This is a genomic window from Oceanobacillus rekensis (genome assembly GCF_002153375.1).
In the GTDB taxonomy this organism is placed as follows: domain Bacteria; phylum Bacillota; class Bacilli; order Bacillales; family Amphibacillaceae; genus Oceanobacillus; species Oceanobacillus rekensis.
On the sequence record NZ_MTBQ01000005.1, the window covers coordinates 99,832 to 117,563 of the forward strand.

The following is a 17,732-nucleotide window of genomic DNA, read 5'->3' on the forward strand; positions in this document are numbered from 1 at the left end:
GGGAAATATAGACAAGTTATTGTAAATATAAAGTCGATAAGTGACAATGCTGTTCGAGAGCTATGGGGTTAGTCCCATTCCGCATTCGCTATTTCGTTTTTCTGGTAGCAATTCAGGGTGTTATGAAACGAATTAAAGCTAAGGGGATTGAAGTAGTTGTATATGAGCCAGCACTTCATGAAGAGACATTCTATAATTCTAGAGTAATTAATAATTTTGAAGAGTTTAAGAGAGTTTCAGATGTAATTGTTGCAAATCGATTGTCAGATGATTTACGGGAAGTTGAGGATAAGGTGTATACGAGAGATTTGTTTAGTAGGGATTAATAAATTGACCGCCGGGCCTGGAACACTGGGGCAGGCACCTTGGTCTGAAAAGGACTTAGGGCCAGTTCTCAACAGGTTTCCGACGCCAACTATTTTAAAGTAGTTTTTTTACAGGAAATAACAGTGCCTGTCTCTACCACTTTAACGCTGTGAAGCGATAGGGGACAGGACCTGTTTTCCAAAGAAGTAAAATCAGTTAACGGTGCTACCACTTGGTAATGGATTCAAAAGCATCAACATCTCCAACCCACTTATCTCCGGCAGCCTGCCTAGAAATTCTTCGAGATTCAACCGGCTTTGGAAACTAAAGGCAGCCAATTCCTGTACCGCTTGATATCCACCATCTTCATCGATCACTAATTGATATAAATGTAGAACAAGAGTAGGACCTACTTCCTCAGAAAGAGCTGCAACTGCAAAAAATTCATTTTCGGGTGAAAATATAGTTGTTTCTAATTTCATTTTTTCTAATAGTTCATCAGGGAAAAATATATTTGGTTCTGTATCCATATCATAACCTCCAATTTTTATATAAATGATAGCATGTTGAAGCAGTATAAATCTACGTTATCTTTATTAAGTTTTTGTATAGTTTTGTTATCTACTAGTTTCGGTTTTATGGGGTTGCTTATTCGGATTATTACAAAGGATTTAGGTTTCGATTAACTTATACCTATTTAAGTAATTTGAATCGATAGGGGTGGAGGGAAAAGTGAAATCATGTGGTGTTCATTTTAAATGGTTTTGGCTTCAAATTATTTAAAAAGCCTAAATCTAAGAGAAAAGGCATTTTATACAAGAATAATGTTGTCGGTGTAATGGAAGAAAGTAAATTAATGTCGTGAACTTAAATAAAAATACCTATGTTATTTTAGGCATAACTTGTTGATAATAATAGTAGGTGGTGTGTATATGATCAAACTATGGCATAGGTTCAGATTGATGTATTTTAATACAATTTATCAAGATTGCATCGATGCAGCGGTAAGAGAAAAGATACGGAAGAAAATAAGACACCATGAAAGTTATTTATATGATTTGGAACAAAGTGCGAACTAGTGAATACTCAGAAAATATTTAAAGGCTTCCTGAAATCAGGAGGTCTATTTCTATGTAAGAAATGAGGTGATTAATTGGATATTAACCAGGACGATGTTTAATTGACCATTATCTCAGAATAATTAGCACCATTCTGAAAATGTGTGATTACAGCCAGCGAAATGTACCATCCTTGACATGTTTTTTACCACTGAATGACAAAAAGTGTACCAATGAATGACAGCCTGTTTACCACTTCCTACCTTCAGGTGTAATGAACAAGGGTAAAATATCATAGGTTTTTAATGTTAAGTTGTTATACAAATTTGATTGTTGTTCAATAAGATCAGTCTTCCGCAAACGGGATAGATTGTTGGAGAATATTATTACTGTAGTTGCGTGACCTTACCAATTTATTTTCGCCTAATCCCTAGAGAAATTAAAGGGGAGGTTCTATAAGAGTTAGAAAATAAAACCTATCTACTCTTGGAAATAACAGTACGGAATGTCTCACCCTTATCCGTTACAACCCAAGCAGGATCATCTTCCTGATTAACAGATTGAACTCGAGTATCATAACGCAAGTCAATTCTAGGACCAGCTTCGGCTTCTGCCCATAAGATAAATACAAAACCACTTTTACTTGAATTTTATAACCCCTATCATTCGCCTTTTTTTAACCCTTAATCTTCTTACCTATACAATATTATTTCGATTTACATACCGTATAGAAAGGAGGTGAAATTTATGGAGAAATTTATCGCTAAGTTAAGAGGGATAAACGAAGTACCTCCAGTAAAGACGGATGCTTTTGGAGTAGCTAAGTTTCTTGCTAATAAGGATTGTACAAAAATTGAATTTGAGCTAGAGGTCAACAATATTAGAAATTTCATTCAAGCACATATTCACTTTGGAGCCAGCGGTGAAAATGGACCTGTTCTCACTTTCCTTTTTGGGGCTGACCTAGCGACTTTAGAAGATCAAAATGGGATAACCACTCGCCGAGGAGTAGTTACGGGAGTTATTACAGATAAGGACATCGTTCCTAATGACGCAGGTGTAAGAAATGTCAATGACTTACTAGTACTGATGCGAAAAGGATTGACGTATGTAAATGCTCATACCGAACAAAATCCTGGTGGGGAAATTAGAGGTCAAATTATTCCCATTCACAAAAGATACTAAGTGTCTATTTTGCCTGTCTGTTCCCCACCTCTTAATGGGTGAAAGACAGGCACAGGATTTGATATATTTTAATAGATTTTGATTTTACGCAATAGGGCGCTATTGTTGAAGACCATAAGCCTAATTCCTCGTTTAAAATAAGGAGAGATTAGGCTTTTTATCTTTCAATATCCTTAACGTTATATATCCGCACTTTCTTGACGTGACTCCCATTGGTAATTGGCAATAAGTGGTAAACTCATTGGCGAACACTGGTGAAAGACATGGCAAGGGTGGTAAAATCACGTGGCCGTAATCAAATGTGAGTATTGCAGATAAATTGAGCCACTTGTGCGGAGTTTTGAGCTAGTGATTGCGGCGGAAAAATCCACGTAAACGATAAAACAAGAATCATAAATTTAACAATCTAAAAATGCAATATATCGTATACTAGTTCCATGTTTGTCAACTTATCCCAAATTATTATCAAGATTGTTATTAATAAATAATACTTATAGTAAGTGATAAACGAATGAAAACGTTTTATTAGGAATTATGAGAAAATTTTCATTAAATGCATTGCTTTTTGTAGAAATATTGTGTAATATATTGCGTATTACTTAAATAGGCAAAGGGGTTGCAGCAATGATAACATTCATCGGGTCTATCTTATTTTTGATTGTAGGTTATATAATATATAGTAAGGTTGTTGAACGAATTTTTGGGATTGATGATAGACAGGAGACACCTGCCTATTCCAAACAAGACGGTTTAGACTTTGTACCAATGAAATGGTGGAAAGGGAGTTTGATCCAATTATTAAACATTGCTGGAACCGGGCCAATCTTTGGTGCCATATTAGGTGCTCTATACGGACCGGTCGCATTTATTTGGATTGTTGTTGGTTGTATCTTCGCTGGAGCTGTCCATGATTATTTCTCTGGCATGATGTCACTCCGGCATGGTGGGGCACAATTTCCAACACTAGTCGGAAAATATTTAGGGAAATATGCGAAATTTTTCATTACGATTATTTCCATTTTCTTGATGATTTTAGTGGCTGCAGCATTTACAGCGGCGCCTGCGCAATTGGTTTCTTCTATAACACCACTTAGTTTCACGGCATGCTTGCTTATCGTTTTTGTTTATTTATTGCTTTCTGCCATTCTTCCAGTTGATAAAATTATCGGGAAGCTTTATCCGTTTTTCGGTGCAATTCTTATTTTTATGGCTGTATCCATTGGGATTGGGATGTTCTTTTTCGAGACACCGATACCTAATTTAACATTAAATAATCTACATCCTGGGGATATGCCGATATGGCCGTTGTTGATGGTTACTATTTCCTGTGGTGCGATATCTGGATTTCATTCTACACAAAGTCCGATCATTGCACGTACCTTGAAAAAGGAAAGTGAAGGTAGGAAAGTATTTTACGGTGCGATGGTTGTTGAGGGTGTTATCGCATTAATTTGGGCTGCAGCAGGTATGACATTCTTTGGCACTACTTCAGGTCTTCAGGAAGCACTAGCAGTAGGTGGTCCTGGTGGGGTTGTAAGTGAAATCAGCATCTCTACCCTTGGCACATTCGGTGGAATTCTAGCAATCTTTGGAATCATCATTCTTCCAATTACGACAGGTGATACGGCACTTCGATCATCGAGAATGATGCTTGCGGATTTATTAACACAAATCACGAAAAAAGATTTAAAAAAGAAAGGGACAGTTGCTTTACTTATCATTCCTGTTGCATTGCCAGTACTGTTTCTTTCCATGATTGATTATAATTTCTTGTGGCGCTATGTTGGGTGGACAAACCAGCTTGTTGCAACGGTGATGTTGTGGACAGGTGCGATGTATTTAGTGAAAAATTACAAGTTCCATTGGATTTGTAGTATACCGGCATTATTTATGACAGCAGTTGTTACTACCTATGTCTTTTACGCACCAGAAGGATTTAATATGGGTTATGGCATTTCGATGATGCTCGGTTCTATACTTTGGGTTGTTGTTGCGATTTGGTTTGTAAGTAGGTTGATGAAGCAGAGAAAAGTGAAGGATAGTGAGGTTGCTGTTGGTCGTGCTTCGTAGTGAGGGTGTTGTGTTAGACCCCTACTAAAGTGCATCAATTGGATTGATTCATTGTTACTTATTGGTTTAAACGTTGTATTCATCTTTTCGTTTAGTTACATTATTCTTTTGTAACTGAACGGGAGGGTGTTTTTTTATATAGACTTATATATCATGCGGCTTGGGGGTGTGGTTTCTAGAAAGATTGAAAATAGTTTTATATTGCTGGTTAACCTATTAGATTATAAATAAAATTTAACATTATTTTCATATAATTTTAATATTTCCGTGGTACTATATAACTATGGTAAGGGTAAGTATATTTGCCTGCTTTATTTTTTGGAATAAGGTAATACAATGGGATACATATTTTAACATCCATGAAAATAGCTAGCTTAACGTCAAAACATAACAAGCTACTATAAACCTCCTTAGACATCCTGCACCGAACTTTTTCAACTTCAGCTGTCAGTTGGAACGATTAAAAGTAATATTTTACAGATGGCTACTAATTCATTTATGGGAACTTTTGTTCTTGTATACATATTATTATGAGGCTTCTTATAATGAAGCTTCAAATATATTAGGAGGAAATCCAATGATGAAGGAAGCAAAAAGAATTGAGTGTCCTATGTGTGGACACAGGTTAATGGACAAAAAAGAAGGAGCATGTGGGGCTGTTCAGGTAAAATGTATAAAAAGTAAGCATGTATGGGAAGTTGAATTAAGTAAACCTACTTTTAAGCTATTACGTGGAAAACTATACCCAGATGGTAAGGGAGTAGTAATGGTAGATTATTAAGGTTGACTTAAGGTCTGGGTAAGAACAAGTATGAATCGAAATTTTCACTTATTATATGTAAAAATTAAATACCAAATTATACCGAGCGAGGAATCTTAAGAATTACCCAGGCCGGATAATCACTTCTAATAGAAGGATTATCTGGTTTTTTTGCGTTCTATAGGGGACGCAGGGACAGGTTCATTGTCCCGGAAAGGGGAGGTCAACATGGAGAAAAATCAGGATTTATCGTTTGAGGATATTTTTAAACAGAATGAGAGGAGGATTTATTATCACATTCAGCGATTAGGAATTCGCGATGTTCATCGGGAGTTTTATGTAGAGGGAATGTATGCGATGTGGATGGCTTACAAGAAATACGAGCCGGATAAAGGCCCACTCGCTACCTATTTCAACTATACCATTCGCAATCGCCTCATCGACTTGGTGCGAAAAAAGACGAATGATGGTCAGCGGGATGAGAAGGTCCAACAAGCGCATTTGCTCGAGGGATCTTCAGGGAATTCTTATGGCGGCGGAAAATTGCTCGTCACTGAGGGTGAGGGTATAGAGTTGGCTGACGATGCCCACTGGCAGGAGATCAAGGGCATGCTCACCGAGAAGCAATGGAAATGGGTGTATTATTACGTCATTTTGGATATGCCTCTAAAGGAAATTGCGGAGCAGGAAAATGCAACTATAGAGGCGGTAAAAAGCTGGGGGAAAGAAGCGCGGAAGAAACTGAAGGGGGAGTATGGGGAAGGTACTTTTGCTTCCTTGGAGGAATAGCGGTTTGCGTGGTGCCTGCCTGTTACCTTTGGGTGCGACGCGGGTGCCTGTCACTCCCTGATATTTGTATAATTTTGTCGAGAGGTTAATAGAATTTGAGAGGTTGTTAGGGAATGGACTAGCTATTCTTTAGCATTTTTCTAGCAGCTTCTCTTCATAATCATAGAGAGTTATTTAACTTGAAAGGGTGGAAACGATGAATTACATAAAAGAAGTGAATGCATTTTATACCCATTTAGAGACGAATCCATTATCAGCTGCGGCAGCGAATCTTTGGCATGTGTTGATGCATGTCAATAATCGAGCAGGCTGGAGGGAGGAGTTTACGGTTGCGATGTCGGTGCTCTGCTGTAAAGCGAATTTAACTGAAAGTACATTTAAACGAGCGAGGACAGAATTGCGGGAGAAGGGATATATTTGTGTCAATTCGCAAGGTGGGAATCGTGCAGCGGCTTATCAAATTGTCTCGTTGGATAGGGTGATGGATCAGGGGAATGAAGAGAGTTTCGAAGTGAGCGAGATTAAGGACGGGAGTGCGGTCTACATGGTGAACCGTAATTTGACCCACAGTATGGACCGCAATTTGGCCCCCGATGTGAGCGGCAATGCTGACCCATTAGTTAAACTAAAAGAAACGAAACAAAACGATACTACAAATACAACAGACGCGATTCAATTTTTCCAAGAGAATTTCGGTTTGGTTAGCCCATATGTTGCGGAGGATATGATTCATTGGATCAATGATTTAGGTGAGTCGTTAGTTTTATTTGCCATGAAGCGTGCACTGGAACGCGGAAGTTCGAACTGGGGATATGTGAAGGCGATTCTTGATTCTTGGGCGAAGAAGGGAATTCGTAATGTGGAGGATGTTAAGGCAGAGGAAGCGGAGTATCGGCGTCGTCGGGAAAGAAAAGGAACGCGTCGTTCGAGTGGACAGCGAGCTGGTGGTTCTGGTGTAGCGGAAGTGGTGCCGGATTGGTTTAGGGAGGGGAAGCATAGGGTGAAGCCGAAGAGAGAGCAGAACGAGGATAAGAATGTGAATGTGGAGAAGGAGGTGGCGGAAGTTGCAAGGAGGTTGAGGGAGTATGCGAATGCTTGATGGGGTTGGTTGTTTTGAAACTGGCAACTGAATTGCTTTCTATAAATAAAATCGAGATGAGATTGAAAGATGGGGTATTTTTAAGTGGGATGGATTTTAATTATTTTTTATGCCACCAAAGGCAATTTCGTTTCGATTGTGGTTGTGAAGGTATCTAAAAAGCAAAGCTTTTTAGATGGTAGAGGGAAATTATGTAAGAATATAGATGCTTCTCACCGTTAGAATATTAAAGAGAATAAAAAAATATTTTGAAGTAAATTTTACAAAAACAGTTAAACATTTAAAAGTTATGTCGATATAAGTAATGAGTCATCAGGGAGGATGTTATGCCATGGCACTGATGATAGATAGAAAGATAGAAAGCCTGGAGAAAAAGTAATTATCCAGGACGATTAAGGTAGAGAAATTGAAGTAAAAGTGGTAAAGGCGAAGGGAAGCGTGAAAAACGCTCTTAAGCTCAGAATCACAGCTCCACCCGAATTCAATATTGTTCGTGGAGACATTAACGATGGTAATAACTCCTGATTCAGGAGATATTATAAAACTAGCATTTCACAAGGATAGGTCTTGCTAGTAAAATAAAAAACACGGAGGTAAGGAAACATGATTATTAATCACAATATTTCTGCTATTAATGCACACCGCCAATTAGGGGCAAATCAATCAGCAACACAAAATTCTTTGGAGAAGCTTTCTTCAGGTCTTGGAATTAACAAAGCTGGAGACGATGCTGCAGGGCTTGCAATCTCTGAAAAAATGCGTGGACAAATTCAAGGTTTGGAACAAGCTCAAAGTAATGCTCAAGATGGTATTTCTTTGATCCAAACTGCTGAAGGTGCAATGAACGAATCACATGCAATTCTACAGCGTATGCGTGAATTAGCTGTTCAAAGTTCCAATGATACGAATACAGATACTGACCGTGCTGAGTTGCAAAAAGAAGTAGATCAGTTAGCAAATGCTTTAACTGATATCTCTGAAAACACGGAATTCAACACAAAGAACCTATTAAATGGTGAATTTGAAGGAACTTTCCATGTTGGAGCTAATGAAGGGCAAAACTTATCTGTTGAAATTAATGATATGAGTGCAAGTGCACTAAACGTAGGTGGAGTTGAAGGTGCATCATACGCTATTGCTTCAACTGCTGGTGCAGGTTTGACTAATGATACAACATATAATGTCACTAAACTGGATGAAGGCTCTACTGTTAGAAACAATGCTAATAGTGCTGATGTTGCTGTTAACTATGCTTTACAAGATGACTCAGGTGATATTGTAGCAGTTAGTGCGGATGGGAAGGATTATCAAACACTCTCTGCAAGTTCATCTAAGGAAGATTTAGCTACTGCAACTCAAAGTACTGATGCTGCTTATGCATTTGCTGATGCGGTTGTTAGTGGAAGTGTAGAAGTTAATGGAAGTGGCGTGGCAAACGCAACAGCTACTGCTACCACTGGTGTCGATCTAGCAGATGGAACATATACAGTAGTTGGAACAGAACATGCAGCAATTAGTACTGGTAATGGGTTGTTAAATGACAAGGGTGACTTAGTAGCTACGTCAGATGATGGACAGGATTGGAAGTCTTATTCAGATGCTAATAAAACCGTACTTACAACTGGTACAGCATTACAAACAGCAGGAGCTGAAATAACAGTTGGTTCTGGTGAAGGGTTAAACATCTCTACACAAAAATCAGCTGATGCAGCAATCACAACTATCCAATCAGCTATCGACACAGTATCTGCTGAACGTTCTAAACTAGGTGCGGTACAAAACCGTTTAGATCACACAATCAATAACCTAGGTACTTCTGCAGAAAACCTAACTGCTGCAGAATCACGTATCCGTGACGTTGATATGGCGAAAGAAATGATGGAATTCACTAAGAACAACATCCTTTCACAAGCAGCACAAAGTATGTTAGCTCAAGCCCAACAAATGCCTCAAGGAGTTTTACAACTTCTTCAGTAATTTGATGGAAAGGGCGTCTAATCTGGTAACGGATTAGAGGATTACTGGGTGAATTGCTGGAACTTCCTAAAGTGTTTTGTACCACAACGTAGCTGGAAACGGCAGACGTGATGGTTTGAAAAACAAAGCAATGGAACAATGGATAATCAGCAGCCAAACGCCTGTGGTGAAAACCTGGCGAAGGTTCAACGACTAGAATGTACTGCCTAACAGTTAAACTTAAGGCAATGAGATTCGTAGGGTGATCAAACGATGATCATTCGAAGTGCCCAGCCCCTAGAGATTTTAGGGTGAAGATATAGTCTATTCTACGATTGAAAGACGTAGTGGCAAAGCAAGCCAACCAACAACCACAAGGTGTTTTACAATTATTACAATAAGATTAGAATTTTGGGAGGGACTCTGGCTTTGGCTAGGGTCTCTTTTTAAAATAGAATCATTTTACTTTATTTAGCTTTATGAGAATGGGTTATTTTTATAAAATTTTATTTGATAGAGGGGAAATACTATTTGGATAATTTACTTAGAGGAGATTCATTTAATTTTTTTGTAGATGAGGTTTATGCTGTTCCAAAAATAACCAAAAATAGTAATGAAGAATTTAAAAGTGATAATTTATTCGGTGCTTTATTAATACCAGATATAAATTCAACTTACTTTCCTCCATATCATTTACGGAGAATACTATTTCCAGCAACTTTTCTTTCTAGTGATTATTACAATTATTATAGAATGAAATATCCAACATTAGGGAATATAAGTGATTCTGAGTTTAGCGATAGTATTGTAGAGGGTCAATATTATTCGCTTAGAACGAATGTATTTACAGACTACAGACTTCCTGAGATTTTACCACCGACTTTTCAAACTCTTTTAAATCAATCTAAGCTAGATTCCCCTTATAGAGACAGCTTAACGGATAATATAAATGATGAAGGGCTAGCCTTATTGAATAGTGAAGAACATGGAGAAGAAGAAAAAATATTACTTTATTGTTTTAATGTTGGCCAAGGTGATTCGATGCTTTTAATATTACCAAACAAAAGTGTGTACATAATAGATACTAACTTTTATTCAGGGAGGAAAATTACAGACTATATTAATAACATAATTCGAATATTAGAATCGAATGGGATACATTCAAGGAAAATAAAAGGTTTATTAATTACACACAAGCATCTAGACCATATAAGAGGTGCTGCACAAATAATAGACTATGGAGATCTTGTATTCGAAAGTTTCATAATAAATTTTGATTATGTACATTCAGGTAAAAAAGTAGAAGAGCTTTTGGATGTTGCAAATAGGAAAATTGCAAATCATATAAATGTAAATAAACAAGATACCTTTTATGAAGGTAAGGTTAAAATTTCTGTATTAAACCCAAAGCCTGATACTTGTAACAAAACAGTCTGTAGCGATTTAAATGACAGTTCAATTGTATTAAAGTTAGAATATGGAGAAAGTAAGGTTTTGTTAAGTGGAGATGCTGGATTTCCGATTACCAATAGTGTTATCAAGGGACAATCAAATAATTATTTGTTGAAAGTTTCACATCATGGGAGTAGAACTGGTACTGATAAGGTTTTATTGAATAAACTCCATCCATCCTATGCATTTATTTCAGCTGGGAATCACAAGGGCTTTAATCATCCACATAAGGAGGCAACCGATTTACTAAATGAATATGATGTTGATTTTGATAACTCAAGGGAAGTAGGTTCTATAGTTTATGAAATTACCGAAAATACTATTATGAAAAATCCATTTACAGCTACTTAAGTTTAGGTAATTCGTATATTGGATTAGAACAACTCCTACTCAAAGTGCCCAGCTCCTTTTCAGAATAAGAGTGAAAATATAGTCTGTTCTATGATTGGAAAACGTAGCGTCGTAGCAAGCCAACCAAATGCCTTAAGGAGAATTACAGTTATTACCATAATTTTAGAATTGAAAGGCACTCTGGTTTAACAAGGTCACTTTTCTGTAAGCATAAATCTCAATTAAACAAGCTAGTAAATATATATAGTACTCCCGAAATCGGATGCCTGTCCCCCACCGATTTAAAGCGCTAAAGTGAAATGTATAGAAAGAAAAAGATCAGATTTAGAGTAAATCTCAATTATCTAAATGTTAGGATGACTAAATGAATAATTCACACGGCGAACACTACCATCAACTCCAATGGACAAAAGACAGAATCAAATACTTAGATGTCCTAGAAGGAAAACTTCAAATAATGCGCGACCTTGCAGAAGATGCAGCAAGCGACCAGATAACAGAAAATCAAAGAAAACAACTAAACAAGGAATTCCAGCAACTCCAAGAAGAAGTAAATAACATGGTGAAAGAATGGAAATATAGAGAGAATTAATCGTACACATAATTTATTGTAAGGACGAAGACGAACGGTGCTTTTAGCTACTTCTATACCAGTATATTTTTCTAACAACATTAGACGATACGTTTAAGAACTACATCCCAGATAAAACAATCAACCACCCATTCCCAATAACATCCAAATATAGTATAATTTGGATTAGTTCAAATTTACTATATCGGGGTGTTTCTTTATGTATAACTCAGACTTTTATAATAGTGTATTCAGTAATGATGACGTATTCTCACCGTTACCAGAAACACTATATGTGAAAGAAAACGTACTTGATGGAATTTCAATTACAACGGGGAATGGTTCAACAGTGATGGAAGCTGCTCCAAATGTAACTGGTGGGATGACGGTTGACTTTGGAAATGGGGAGACAGCAACTATTCAGGAAAATATCTATCAAGGGACATCCATTGATATGCCAGGTATCGAAAATGATATTATAGGCAGGCCAACAATTTTTGGTGGTGAAAGCTTTACACAAAATGCGGAGTATGTTGGCACGTTAAGTCCTAGCCTGCTTGGTGATGGGTATCAGTTTACAGATTCTGCAGGTGATACTTTATTTACCACTTCAACGGCTTTTAACGGAAGTACACAGCTTGATATCAATTCCTTTGCAACAACTGATCTTGGTACAAGTACTGCAAGTTCCTTCGATATTGCGGATTCCTTTTCAGGGATTGATGCTATTAGTTCACAGGTTTCCGTGGCAGATTTAGGCTCGGCAACAGATGCCATGGATGGATTAGATGTATTGGGGATGCTCTAATGGCAATGAAAATAGAACAATTTTTCCGTGATACACAACTAGAAATAGATCATATGAAAAAAGATCTACAAGCAAATCTTCAACCAAATGTGACAGAAGAACTGCTTCTGTTTGCAAAACACCAGACAGGGTTAATGATGGACAGCGTTTGGCAAAATATTGGTTGGAGATATAATCAACTGCAAGATCTTGATGCATATTTTCCGGAGAATCCGTCAGCAGAGCAACAGCAGGAATATAGAAAAAATTTCTTCAGGTTGACAGATCCAGGATCCATTTCAAATGACTTGAAGAAAGCACTGAAGCTGGATGATTTTGAACTGGAATACTGGCATTTTATTAACACAATGGAACAAAAGGAGTACGGTGCAATTTTCAAGCGGTATGAATATCCGGAAGATTTCTTTGCGGCAATTAAGAAAGGAATCTTTAATCATATCGAGGCGTTGGTGGGAGCTCTTCAACGTTATGCAGAGGCGCTGGGAAAACATGCCCTGATTTTAAAGGAGATGAAAGCTTCACAAGGAGAAAAGGCAATTATAAAAGGTAGTGCAACAGCATTGGGATTGCTTGTTGGGTTGCCATTTGTAGGAGCAGGTGTTGGTGCACTTCTCGGTGGCAATGACCGTTCGAAAATAGCTGATTCCCTTGGGACGATAAGTAAAGATTGGAATACATATGAACAACAACTTCATCAGTTTTTAAATCGTTTGGAGGAACATCTGGAATTAGCGATACTTGCTGTCTACGGTGGAACAATCCTCAGGGTGAATGAACAGTTGAAAACATTAAATCTTCAGATACAAAATTTGGCTATGGATGATTATGGTTACATTCTTGAATTGACGCCGGATGAGCGGTTGAATATTTATGAATGGGTTCGTGAAGCAACAGCAGGTATCCAATCTTTAATAAAGCAAGGGAGATTCCAAGAAGCAATCCAGGTTGCTAATAAATTCCATGCAGCTGTGAAAAAGCATCCTGTGGTTGGAAGAGATAGGATAGAGGGCAAGCTTTCCACATTGTATATTGCCCATCAGCATACATTTATGGCGTATGAGGAAGCACTTCTTACAGAATATCGTAACGGTCATATGGATAGCTTTTACCAAATGGCGAAACAGCTTCTCGGTGAATTATATTTACTTGTGAATAATAAACATCTTTACACAGTTCAGGAGGAGCTGCTATTTCGCTTTTTGAAAGAGGCTTTAAAGCGTAAGCAACATGAAGATATCAAACTGACTACGGAATATACTAAACGCGTGGAAGAGCGGATGGAGAAATACCAGCTATATGCCGGTGAGTTGACGGAGCGATCCACACCTGAAGAGTTAGCGCTACAATTCAATGACGATTATAAAGGATACATAGCAATCGAGCAGTTTATGGAAGAAGTATTAGGGATGGACGTGGGGGAGAGTGAGGGAGACAATCCAATACTCACGAGGAAACAGTGGAAACAACTGATTGAGATTGATGCTTCAATTGGCCAAGTAGATGCATTCACAGTATTTTTACGTAAAAAACTTTGGAAATATGCAGGCCGGAAATTTAATAAACATAAACGAAAGATCGCAGCCACGGCAGCTGCTATTATGATAGGTGTAACAGGACTTCAATACGGAGACGATGTCTATTCCTACGGTAGTAATAAACTAGCAAGTGTGGAATGGACGGCATGGATTGGTGGAAGTGAAGAGCAAGCACAGGCGAAAGAAGTTTTCCAGATTAATACAGATTACGGTAATATACGTAAGGACGCCTCCTTGGATGCGCAAATTGTGACGGTCGTAAGTAGAGATATGGATTTAGTTTCACTGTTAGAAATCAGGACTGACGGTGAAGGTAGAGAGTGGTATCTAGTGGAAGCGCCAGATGGTGTACAGGGGTGGATTAGTAGTGGGATTGTGGAGTAAGGTTTTTTTTGAAAGTTTCTGCAGTATTTGGATGCGTTAGCACGCCAGATAAATTTTAGGGGCAGTGGGACATTTCTATTAGTATGAGTCCCCACTATACTAATAATTTAATGTAGCAGGGGACTGACTGTATTATTAAAAAGTTTATATATATCATGGTACAATTTAACTATATACTATTCCATTAATTACCAATAAGTCAACTAGAAGGGAGCATCTAAATGAGTGCAAATGATCTTGATAACGGGCCACGGAGAGATTACTGTGAATTTACGTTTTGTCATAGAAACGATGTGAGTAGATATACCAGCTTTTTCATGACAAACAAACAAATAATCTTTACAGATAGTACATTTGAACCGATAGTGTTTGCAGACGTTTCGAAAGTGACCGTTGAAGAAGAAGGTGTATTGCTTCTAGAGGGAAACTTACATCAAGATAATCAGGTAGTCAGAAAGGTCCGATTAAACTTCTTTGCGCAAAATAGCATAAAAGAAAAGGTAATCTTGTTAATTAATAAGAAAAGTGTCAGTGCGAAATTAATCATGACAAATGGAACAACGCAAAAGGAGTTTCCAGTGGAAATCATTGATGATGAAGATGTACTTTCTGTGAGTATAACTTCACTTAAGAGGAAAATCCTAATCATTAATAAAGAGGATAAACTTTTTAAAAGTAAGCGTGTACTCTTAATTTTTAATTCAGATGGGTATCCGTATTATTTAGAATTTGAAAATAAAATACCACTGGACTTAAGTAATTATAATGTCTCTGAAAATGCTTATTTCCACTCATTTTGTGACATTTATGGTACTATGGGCGCCGAAAAATTTGATGATAATGGACTCAGTATTTTATTAGATAGCGAAATGATCTACATAATTAATAATTATTTTGAAATATTTTCTTTTACCTATCCGCAGTTAAAGATAGTTAATCGAAACAAAGACAGTATGATATTTCAAGTTAGTTCCACTTCGGGTGAAATCTCATATGTAACCTTTTCAAGAGTTCCTGAGAAGTTAGTATCGCTTCTTCCTCCTATGGAAGAGCAAGATAGTTTGATTCGGGTAAATCATAATCCGTATATGCTTACATATGAAGATAATGAAATTGGTTTTTATCAATCTAGAGACACAAAGCTTTATATTCCTTATAAAGATATCGAGTCGATTGATGTCATAGATAACAAGGACTCAGACTATGTGACGGTTCAGTTGGAATTAAGGGAGAATTCGATACCGATATCGCATACGAAGACAATGGCAGGGGCAGATACTGAGGAAATGCTCGATGGAATTTCGATTTTAAATCAATTTGTTTCCAAGGAAAATATTAATATAAAGCCCCCTCAGTTACAAAAAATGTTAAAGAATGTTTATATAAAGAAAAAGTACCCACTCGTGCAAGAGGCATCAGTAACAGAACTGTATTCTAGTTGGAGTAGACAGATAAATGATTTTCTTTTATATAACTTATTTGGCCAACTCGTTTTATTGAAAAATGGAATTCGTAAAATTCAAGAAAATACACAGACATCTGATGATACTAAAAACAGACAAATCTTGAATTATATGTATTATACAATCCGAGGTCAGAAAAGACAGTTAGATAGAGTATCCATCCAATTCCCGCAAATGCTATGGAATGAGGAACAAAGATTAATAGATAAATCTGACGAAGAAACTTATGAACAGTTACAAAGGCAATTATTATCGATATCTGGTCAAATGCAACGACATTTTGTAGAAATAGAGATTGCGCTAAATGCATTATCTTTTGCAATTATACCGAAGGAAAAGTTTGATAATACAAAGGCTAAAAAGAAAATGGGTTATATTGGTGCAGGTGCATTAGGTGTTCTAGGCGTAGCAACGGGTGGTATAGCATTAGTAGCAGCCGGAGCATTTACAGCTTTTAATACATACAGTTCTAATGAAAGTCATAAAGATCAAGAACAATATAATGAAGAGAATGAAAGAATAAGAATTGATTTTTATATTAACAAAGCGCTAGATTCCTTTAATCATATAATGGAAACGATGCTTCCTTACTATGTAAATCAAATTAGTAAAGTATACTTTTTGGCTGCAAGACATCAAAGTAAAGGACTAAAAGACCTTACTGAGGTCGATAAGGCAAAAAATAAGATGGCTATATTTAATAGACTCGCTGATTTTTATGTAATGAAGCAACTACCGATGGAGCAAGGGGATTTAACCAATACAGAATCAATTATTCAGTTGTTATTCGAAATACCTGATACAAATGAACGAAAGTTATTGGAACCAATAACTGACTAGGAGGAAAACTATATATGGCTTTTGACAATCCGTTTAGACCAGGGGGATGGGAGCAGACAGATCCATTTTTGGATATGAATGAAAATAACATCCCAGATAAGCAAGATCTATTTACAGATATTGATAGAAATGAAATTGACGACTCAAGTCAAGTATGGATAGATTTAGATAAAAATAATAGGAATGACCGAAACGACGATCCTTTCTTCGATTTGAATCAAAATGACATCCCAGACTCGAATGAATTGTCTTTAGATGTCGATGGAGATGGCATTCCAGATGAACATGATTTACATGTAGATTTAGATGGGAATGGAATTAATGATGGAGGGGTTTCGTTTTAGTGAAGGAAGTAGTTTTACAAAGTTGCTCTGGTTTTGAAAATTCTTATTAAACGAAAGCTTTTCTTTGAATGCTGATGGCTCTCTTGCTATCGAGAAGTGGGACGAGAGTGAGGGACACCGGGCCAGGAACCTTGGTCCATGAGGTTTTAATAGGTTAGACGAATTGCTCGAACCACTCGCTCTATTTAGCCCCCAGTACTTTCAGCTGTAATTGTGGCAAATCGATTGTCTGATGATTAATACAAGTGCCCCGCCGCTTTAGGAGCCTGTGATAGCTTGGCGGCTTGTTTTATTTTTGTTGAGAGTATAAACGTATAGATTAAGGGCGCATGCATATAAAGACTAGCGCCCTCCCATTAAAGAAGCACTCAACTTACATATTCATTCTCTTTAAAACAAATCAAATACGTAAAGCATCTTCATAATCACCTATTCAAACCAACTTTAATTTCCTTCTTTTAATCATTTCCCGTACGACATCTGGATTCGTCCCACCTGTAACACTCCTACTTTCCACAAAATGCTTCGGATCCACAATCGCCTCCCAATCCTTCTCCTCTAACTGAACATACTCCAGCCATTCATTTACAAGGGCTAACGGAACATCATACAATTCCTTACCCGTTTCACTCACCTTTGTTGCAATAATACTCGCTTTCTTGTGCGCTTCTCTAAATGGCACATCATAATTGCGTGCTAGTATATCTGCTAGGTCAGTGATGGTTATCATAAGGGACAAGGGGACAGACACCTTGTCCCGG

15 protein-coding genes and 1 pseudogene are annotated in these 17,732 nt (G+C 37.3%); 14 read left to right on the plus strand and 2 right to left on the minus strand.

Features of this window, described 5'->3' with window-relative positions; translation table 11 throughout:
• Window positions 1–107: 107 nt before the first annotated feature.
• Window positions 108–326: pseudogene (locus tag BV906_RS13560) on the plus strand (UDP-glucose 6-dehydrogenase); the annotation flags it as partial.
• A gap of 192 nt (window positions 327–518) precedes the next feature.
• Here BV906_RS13560 and BV906_RS13565 read toward each other — a convergent pair.
• Window positions 519–836 carry a hypothetical protein gene (locus BV906_RS13565; protein WP_087974176.1) on the minus strand — a complete coding sequence of 106 codons (318 nt, stop codon included), beginning with the start codon at window positions 834–836 and terminating at the stop codon, window positions 519–521.
• Between the two features lie 402 nt (window positions 837–1,238).
• On the opposite strand from BV906_RS13565, the gene BV906_RS19530 reads away from it, so the two are divergent.
• The 13 genes from BV906_RS19530 (at window position 1,239) to BV906_RS13625 (ending at window position 16,971) form a co-directional block, all read left to right on the plus strand.
• Window positions 1,239–1,385, plus strand: a complete 147-nt coding sequence (locus BV906_RS19530; protein ID WP_176330355.1) for a hypothetical protein — start codon at window positions 1,239–1,241, stop codon at window positions 1,383–1,385.
• Window positions 1,386–2,111: 726 nt separating this feature from the next.
• Window positions 2,112–2,549: a CHRD domain-containing protein gene (locus BV906_RS13570; RefSeq protein ID WP_087974177.1), complete on the plus strand. Its 438-nt coding sequence runs from the start codon at window positions 2,112–2,114 to the stop codon at window positions 2,547–2,549.
• 624 nt (window positions 2,550–3,173) lie between these two features.
• Window positions 3,174–4,619: a carbon starvation CstA family protein gene (locus BV906_RS13575; protein ID WP_087974178.1), complete on the plus strand. Its 1,446-nt coding sequence runs from the start codon at window positions 3,174–3,176 to the stop codon at window positions 4,617–4,619.
• A 577-nt stretch (window positions 4,620–5,196) separates the two neighbouring features.
• Complete coding sequence (locus BV906_RS13580) at window positions 5,197–5,400, plus strand: hypothetical protein (protein ID WP_087974179.1); 204 nt, start codon at window positions 5,197–5,199, stop codon at window positions 5,398–5,400.
• Window positions 5,401–5,607: 207 nt separating this feature from the next.
• A complete protein-coding gene (locus BV906_RS13585; RefSeq protein WP_087974180.1) occupies window positions 5,608–6,168 on the plus strand; it encodes a sigma-70 family RNA polymerase sigma factor in 561 nt (186 codons plus the stop codon).
• 286 nt (window positions 6,169–6,454) lie between these two features.
• Entirely contained in the window at window positions 6,455–7,267 is an 813-nt protein-coding gene (locus BV906_RS13590; RefSeq protein ID WP_245844145.1) for a DnaD domain-containing protein, read from the plus strand.
• 603 nt (window positions 7,268–7,870) lie between these two features.
• Complete coding sequence (locus BV906_RS13595; protein ID WP_087974182.1) at window positions 7,871–9,244, plus strand: flagellin N-terminal helical domain-containing protein; 1,374 nt, start codon at window positions 7,871–7,873, stop codon at window positions 9,242–9,244.
• 510 nt (window positions 9,245–9,754) lie between these two features.
• Complete coding sequence (locus tag BV906_RS13600; RefSeq protein WP_087974183.1) at window positions 9,755–11,026, plus strand: ComEC/Rec2 family competence protein; 1,272 nt, start codon at window positions 9,755–9,757, stop codon at window positions 11,024–11,026.
• 364 nt (window positions 11,027–11,390) lie between these two features.
• On the plus strand, window positions 11,391–11,618 hold the full coding sequence (locus BV906_RS13605; RefSeq protein WP_087974184.1) for a flagellin N-terminal helical domain-containing protein: 228 nt from the start codon (window positions 11,391–11,393) through the stop codon (window positions 11,616–11,618).
• Between the two features lie 199 nt (window positions 11,619–11,817).
• Window positions 11,818–12,405, plus strand: coding sequence for a hypothetical protein (locus BV906_RS13610; protein ID WP_087974185.1), 588 nt, complete (start codon window positions 11,818–11,820; stop codon window positions 12,403–12,405).
• Window positions 12,405–14,324, plus strand: coding sequence for an SH3 domain-containing protein (locus BV906_RS13615; protein ID WP_087974186.1), 1,920 nt, complete (start codon window positions 12,405–12,407; stop codon window positions 14,322–14,324). The genes BV906_RS13610 and BV906_RS13615 overlap by 1 nt, the downstream gene beginning before the upstream one ends.
• 221 nt (window positions 14,325–14,545) lie before the next feature.
• Window positions 14,546–16,627, plus strand: coding sequence for a hypothetical protein (locus BV906_RS13620; protein WP_087974187.1), 2,082 nt, complete (start codon window positions 14,546–14,548; stop codon window positions 16,625–16,627).
• 14 nt (window positions 16,628–16,641) lie between these two features.
• A complete protein-coding gene (locus BV906_RS13625) occupies window positions 16,642–16,971 on the plus strand; it encodes a hypothetical protein (protein WP_087974188.1) in 330 nt (109 codons plus the stop codon).
• A 433-nt stretch (window positions 16,972–17,404) separates the two neighbouring features.
• On the opposite strand, the gene BV906_RS13630 is transcribed toward BV906_RS13625, so the two are convergent.
• Window positions 17,405–17,701 carry a lyase family protein gene (locus BV906_RS13630; RefSeq protein WP_140321998.1) on the minus strand — a complete coding sequence of 99 codons (297 nt, stop codon included), beginning with the start codon at window positions 17,699–17,701 and terminating at the stop codon, window positions 17,405–17,407.
• Between the last annotated feature and the right edge of the window lie 31 nt (window positions 17,702–17,732).

What these genes read in the sequence shown, in the direction of transcription:
- BV906_RS13575 (WP_087974178.1), top strand. Translation starts at nt 3,174, where the DNA reads ATGATAACATTCATCGGGTCTATCTTATTTTTGATTGTAGGTTATATA.
- BV906_RS19530 (WP_176330355.1), top strand. Translation starts at nt 1,239, where the DNA reads ATGATCAAACTATGGCATAGGTTCAGATTGATGTATTTTAATACAATT.
- BV906_RS13595 (WP_087974182.1), top strand. Translation starts at nt 7,871, where the DNA reads ATGATTATTAATCACAATATTTCTGCTATTAATGCACACCGCCAATTA.
- BV906_RS13585 (WP_087974180.1), top strand. Translation starts at nt 5,608, where the DNA reads ATGGAGAAAAATCAGGATTTATCGTTTGAGGATATTTTTAAACAGAAT.
- BV906_RS13590 (WP_245844145.1), top strand. Translation starts at nt 6,455, where the DNA reads ATGCATGTCAATAATCGAGCAGGCTGGAGGGAGGAGTTTACGGTTGCG.
- BV906_RS13615 (WP_087974186.1), top strand. Translation starts at nt 12,405, where the DNA reads ATGGCAATGAAAATAGAACAATTTTTCCGTGATACACAACTAGAAATA.
- BV906_RS13605 (WP_087974184.1), top strand. Translation starts at nt 11,391, where the DNA reads ATGAATAATTCACACGGCGAACACTACCATCAACTCCAATGGACAAAA.
- BV906_RS13625 (WP_087974188.1), top strand. Translation starts at nt 16,642, where the DNA reads ATGGCTTTTGACAATCCGTTTAGACCAGGGGGATGGGAGCAGACAGAT.
- BV906_RS13580 (WP_087974179.1), top strand. Translation starts at nt 5,197, where the DNA reads ATGATGAAGGAAGCAAAAAGAATTGAGTGTCCTATGTGTGGACACAGG.
- BV906_RS13570 (WP_087974177.1), top strand. Translation starts at nt 2,112, where the DNA reads ATGGAGAAATTTATCGCTAAGTTAAGAGGGATAAACGAAGTACCTCCA.
- BV906_RS13565 (WP_087974176.1), bottom strand. Translation starts at nt 836, where the DNA reads ATGGATACAGAACCAAATATATTTTTCCCTGATGAACTATTAGAAAAA.
- BV906_RS13610 (WP_087974185.1), top strand. Translation starts at nt 11,818, where the DNA reads ATGTATAACTCAGACTTTTATAATAGTGTATTCAGTAATGATGACGTA.
- BV906_RS13630 (WP_140321998.1), bottom strand. Translation starts at nt 17,701, where the DNA reads ATGATAACCATCACTGACCTAGCAGATATACTAGCACGCAATTATGAT.
- BV906_RS13620 (WP_087974187.1), top strand. Translation starts at nt 14,546, where the DNA reads ATGAGTGCAAATGATCTTGATAACGGGCCACGGAGAGATTACTGTGAA.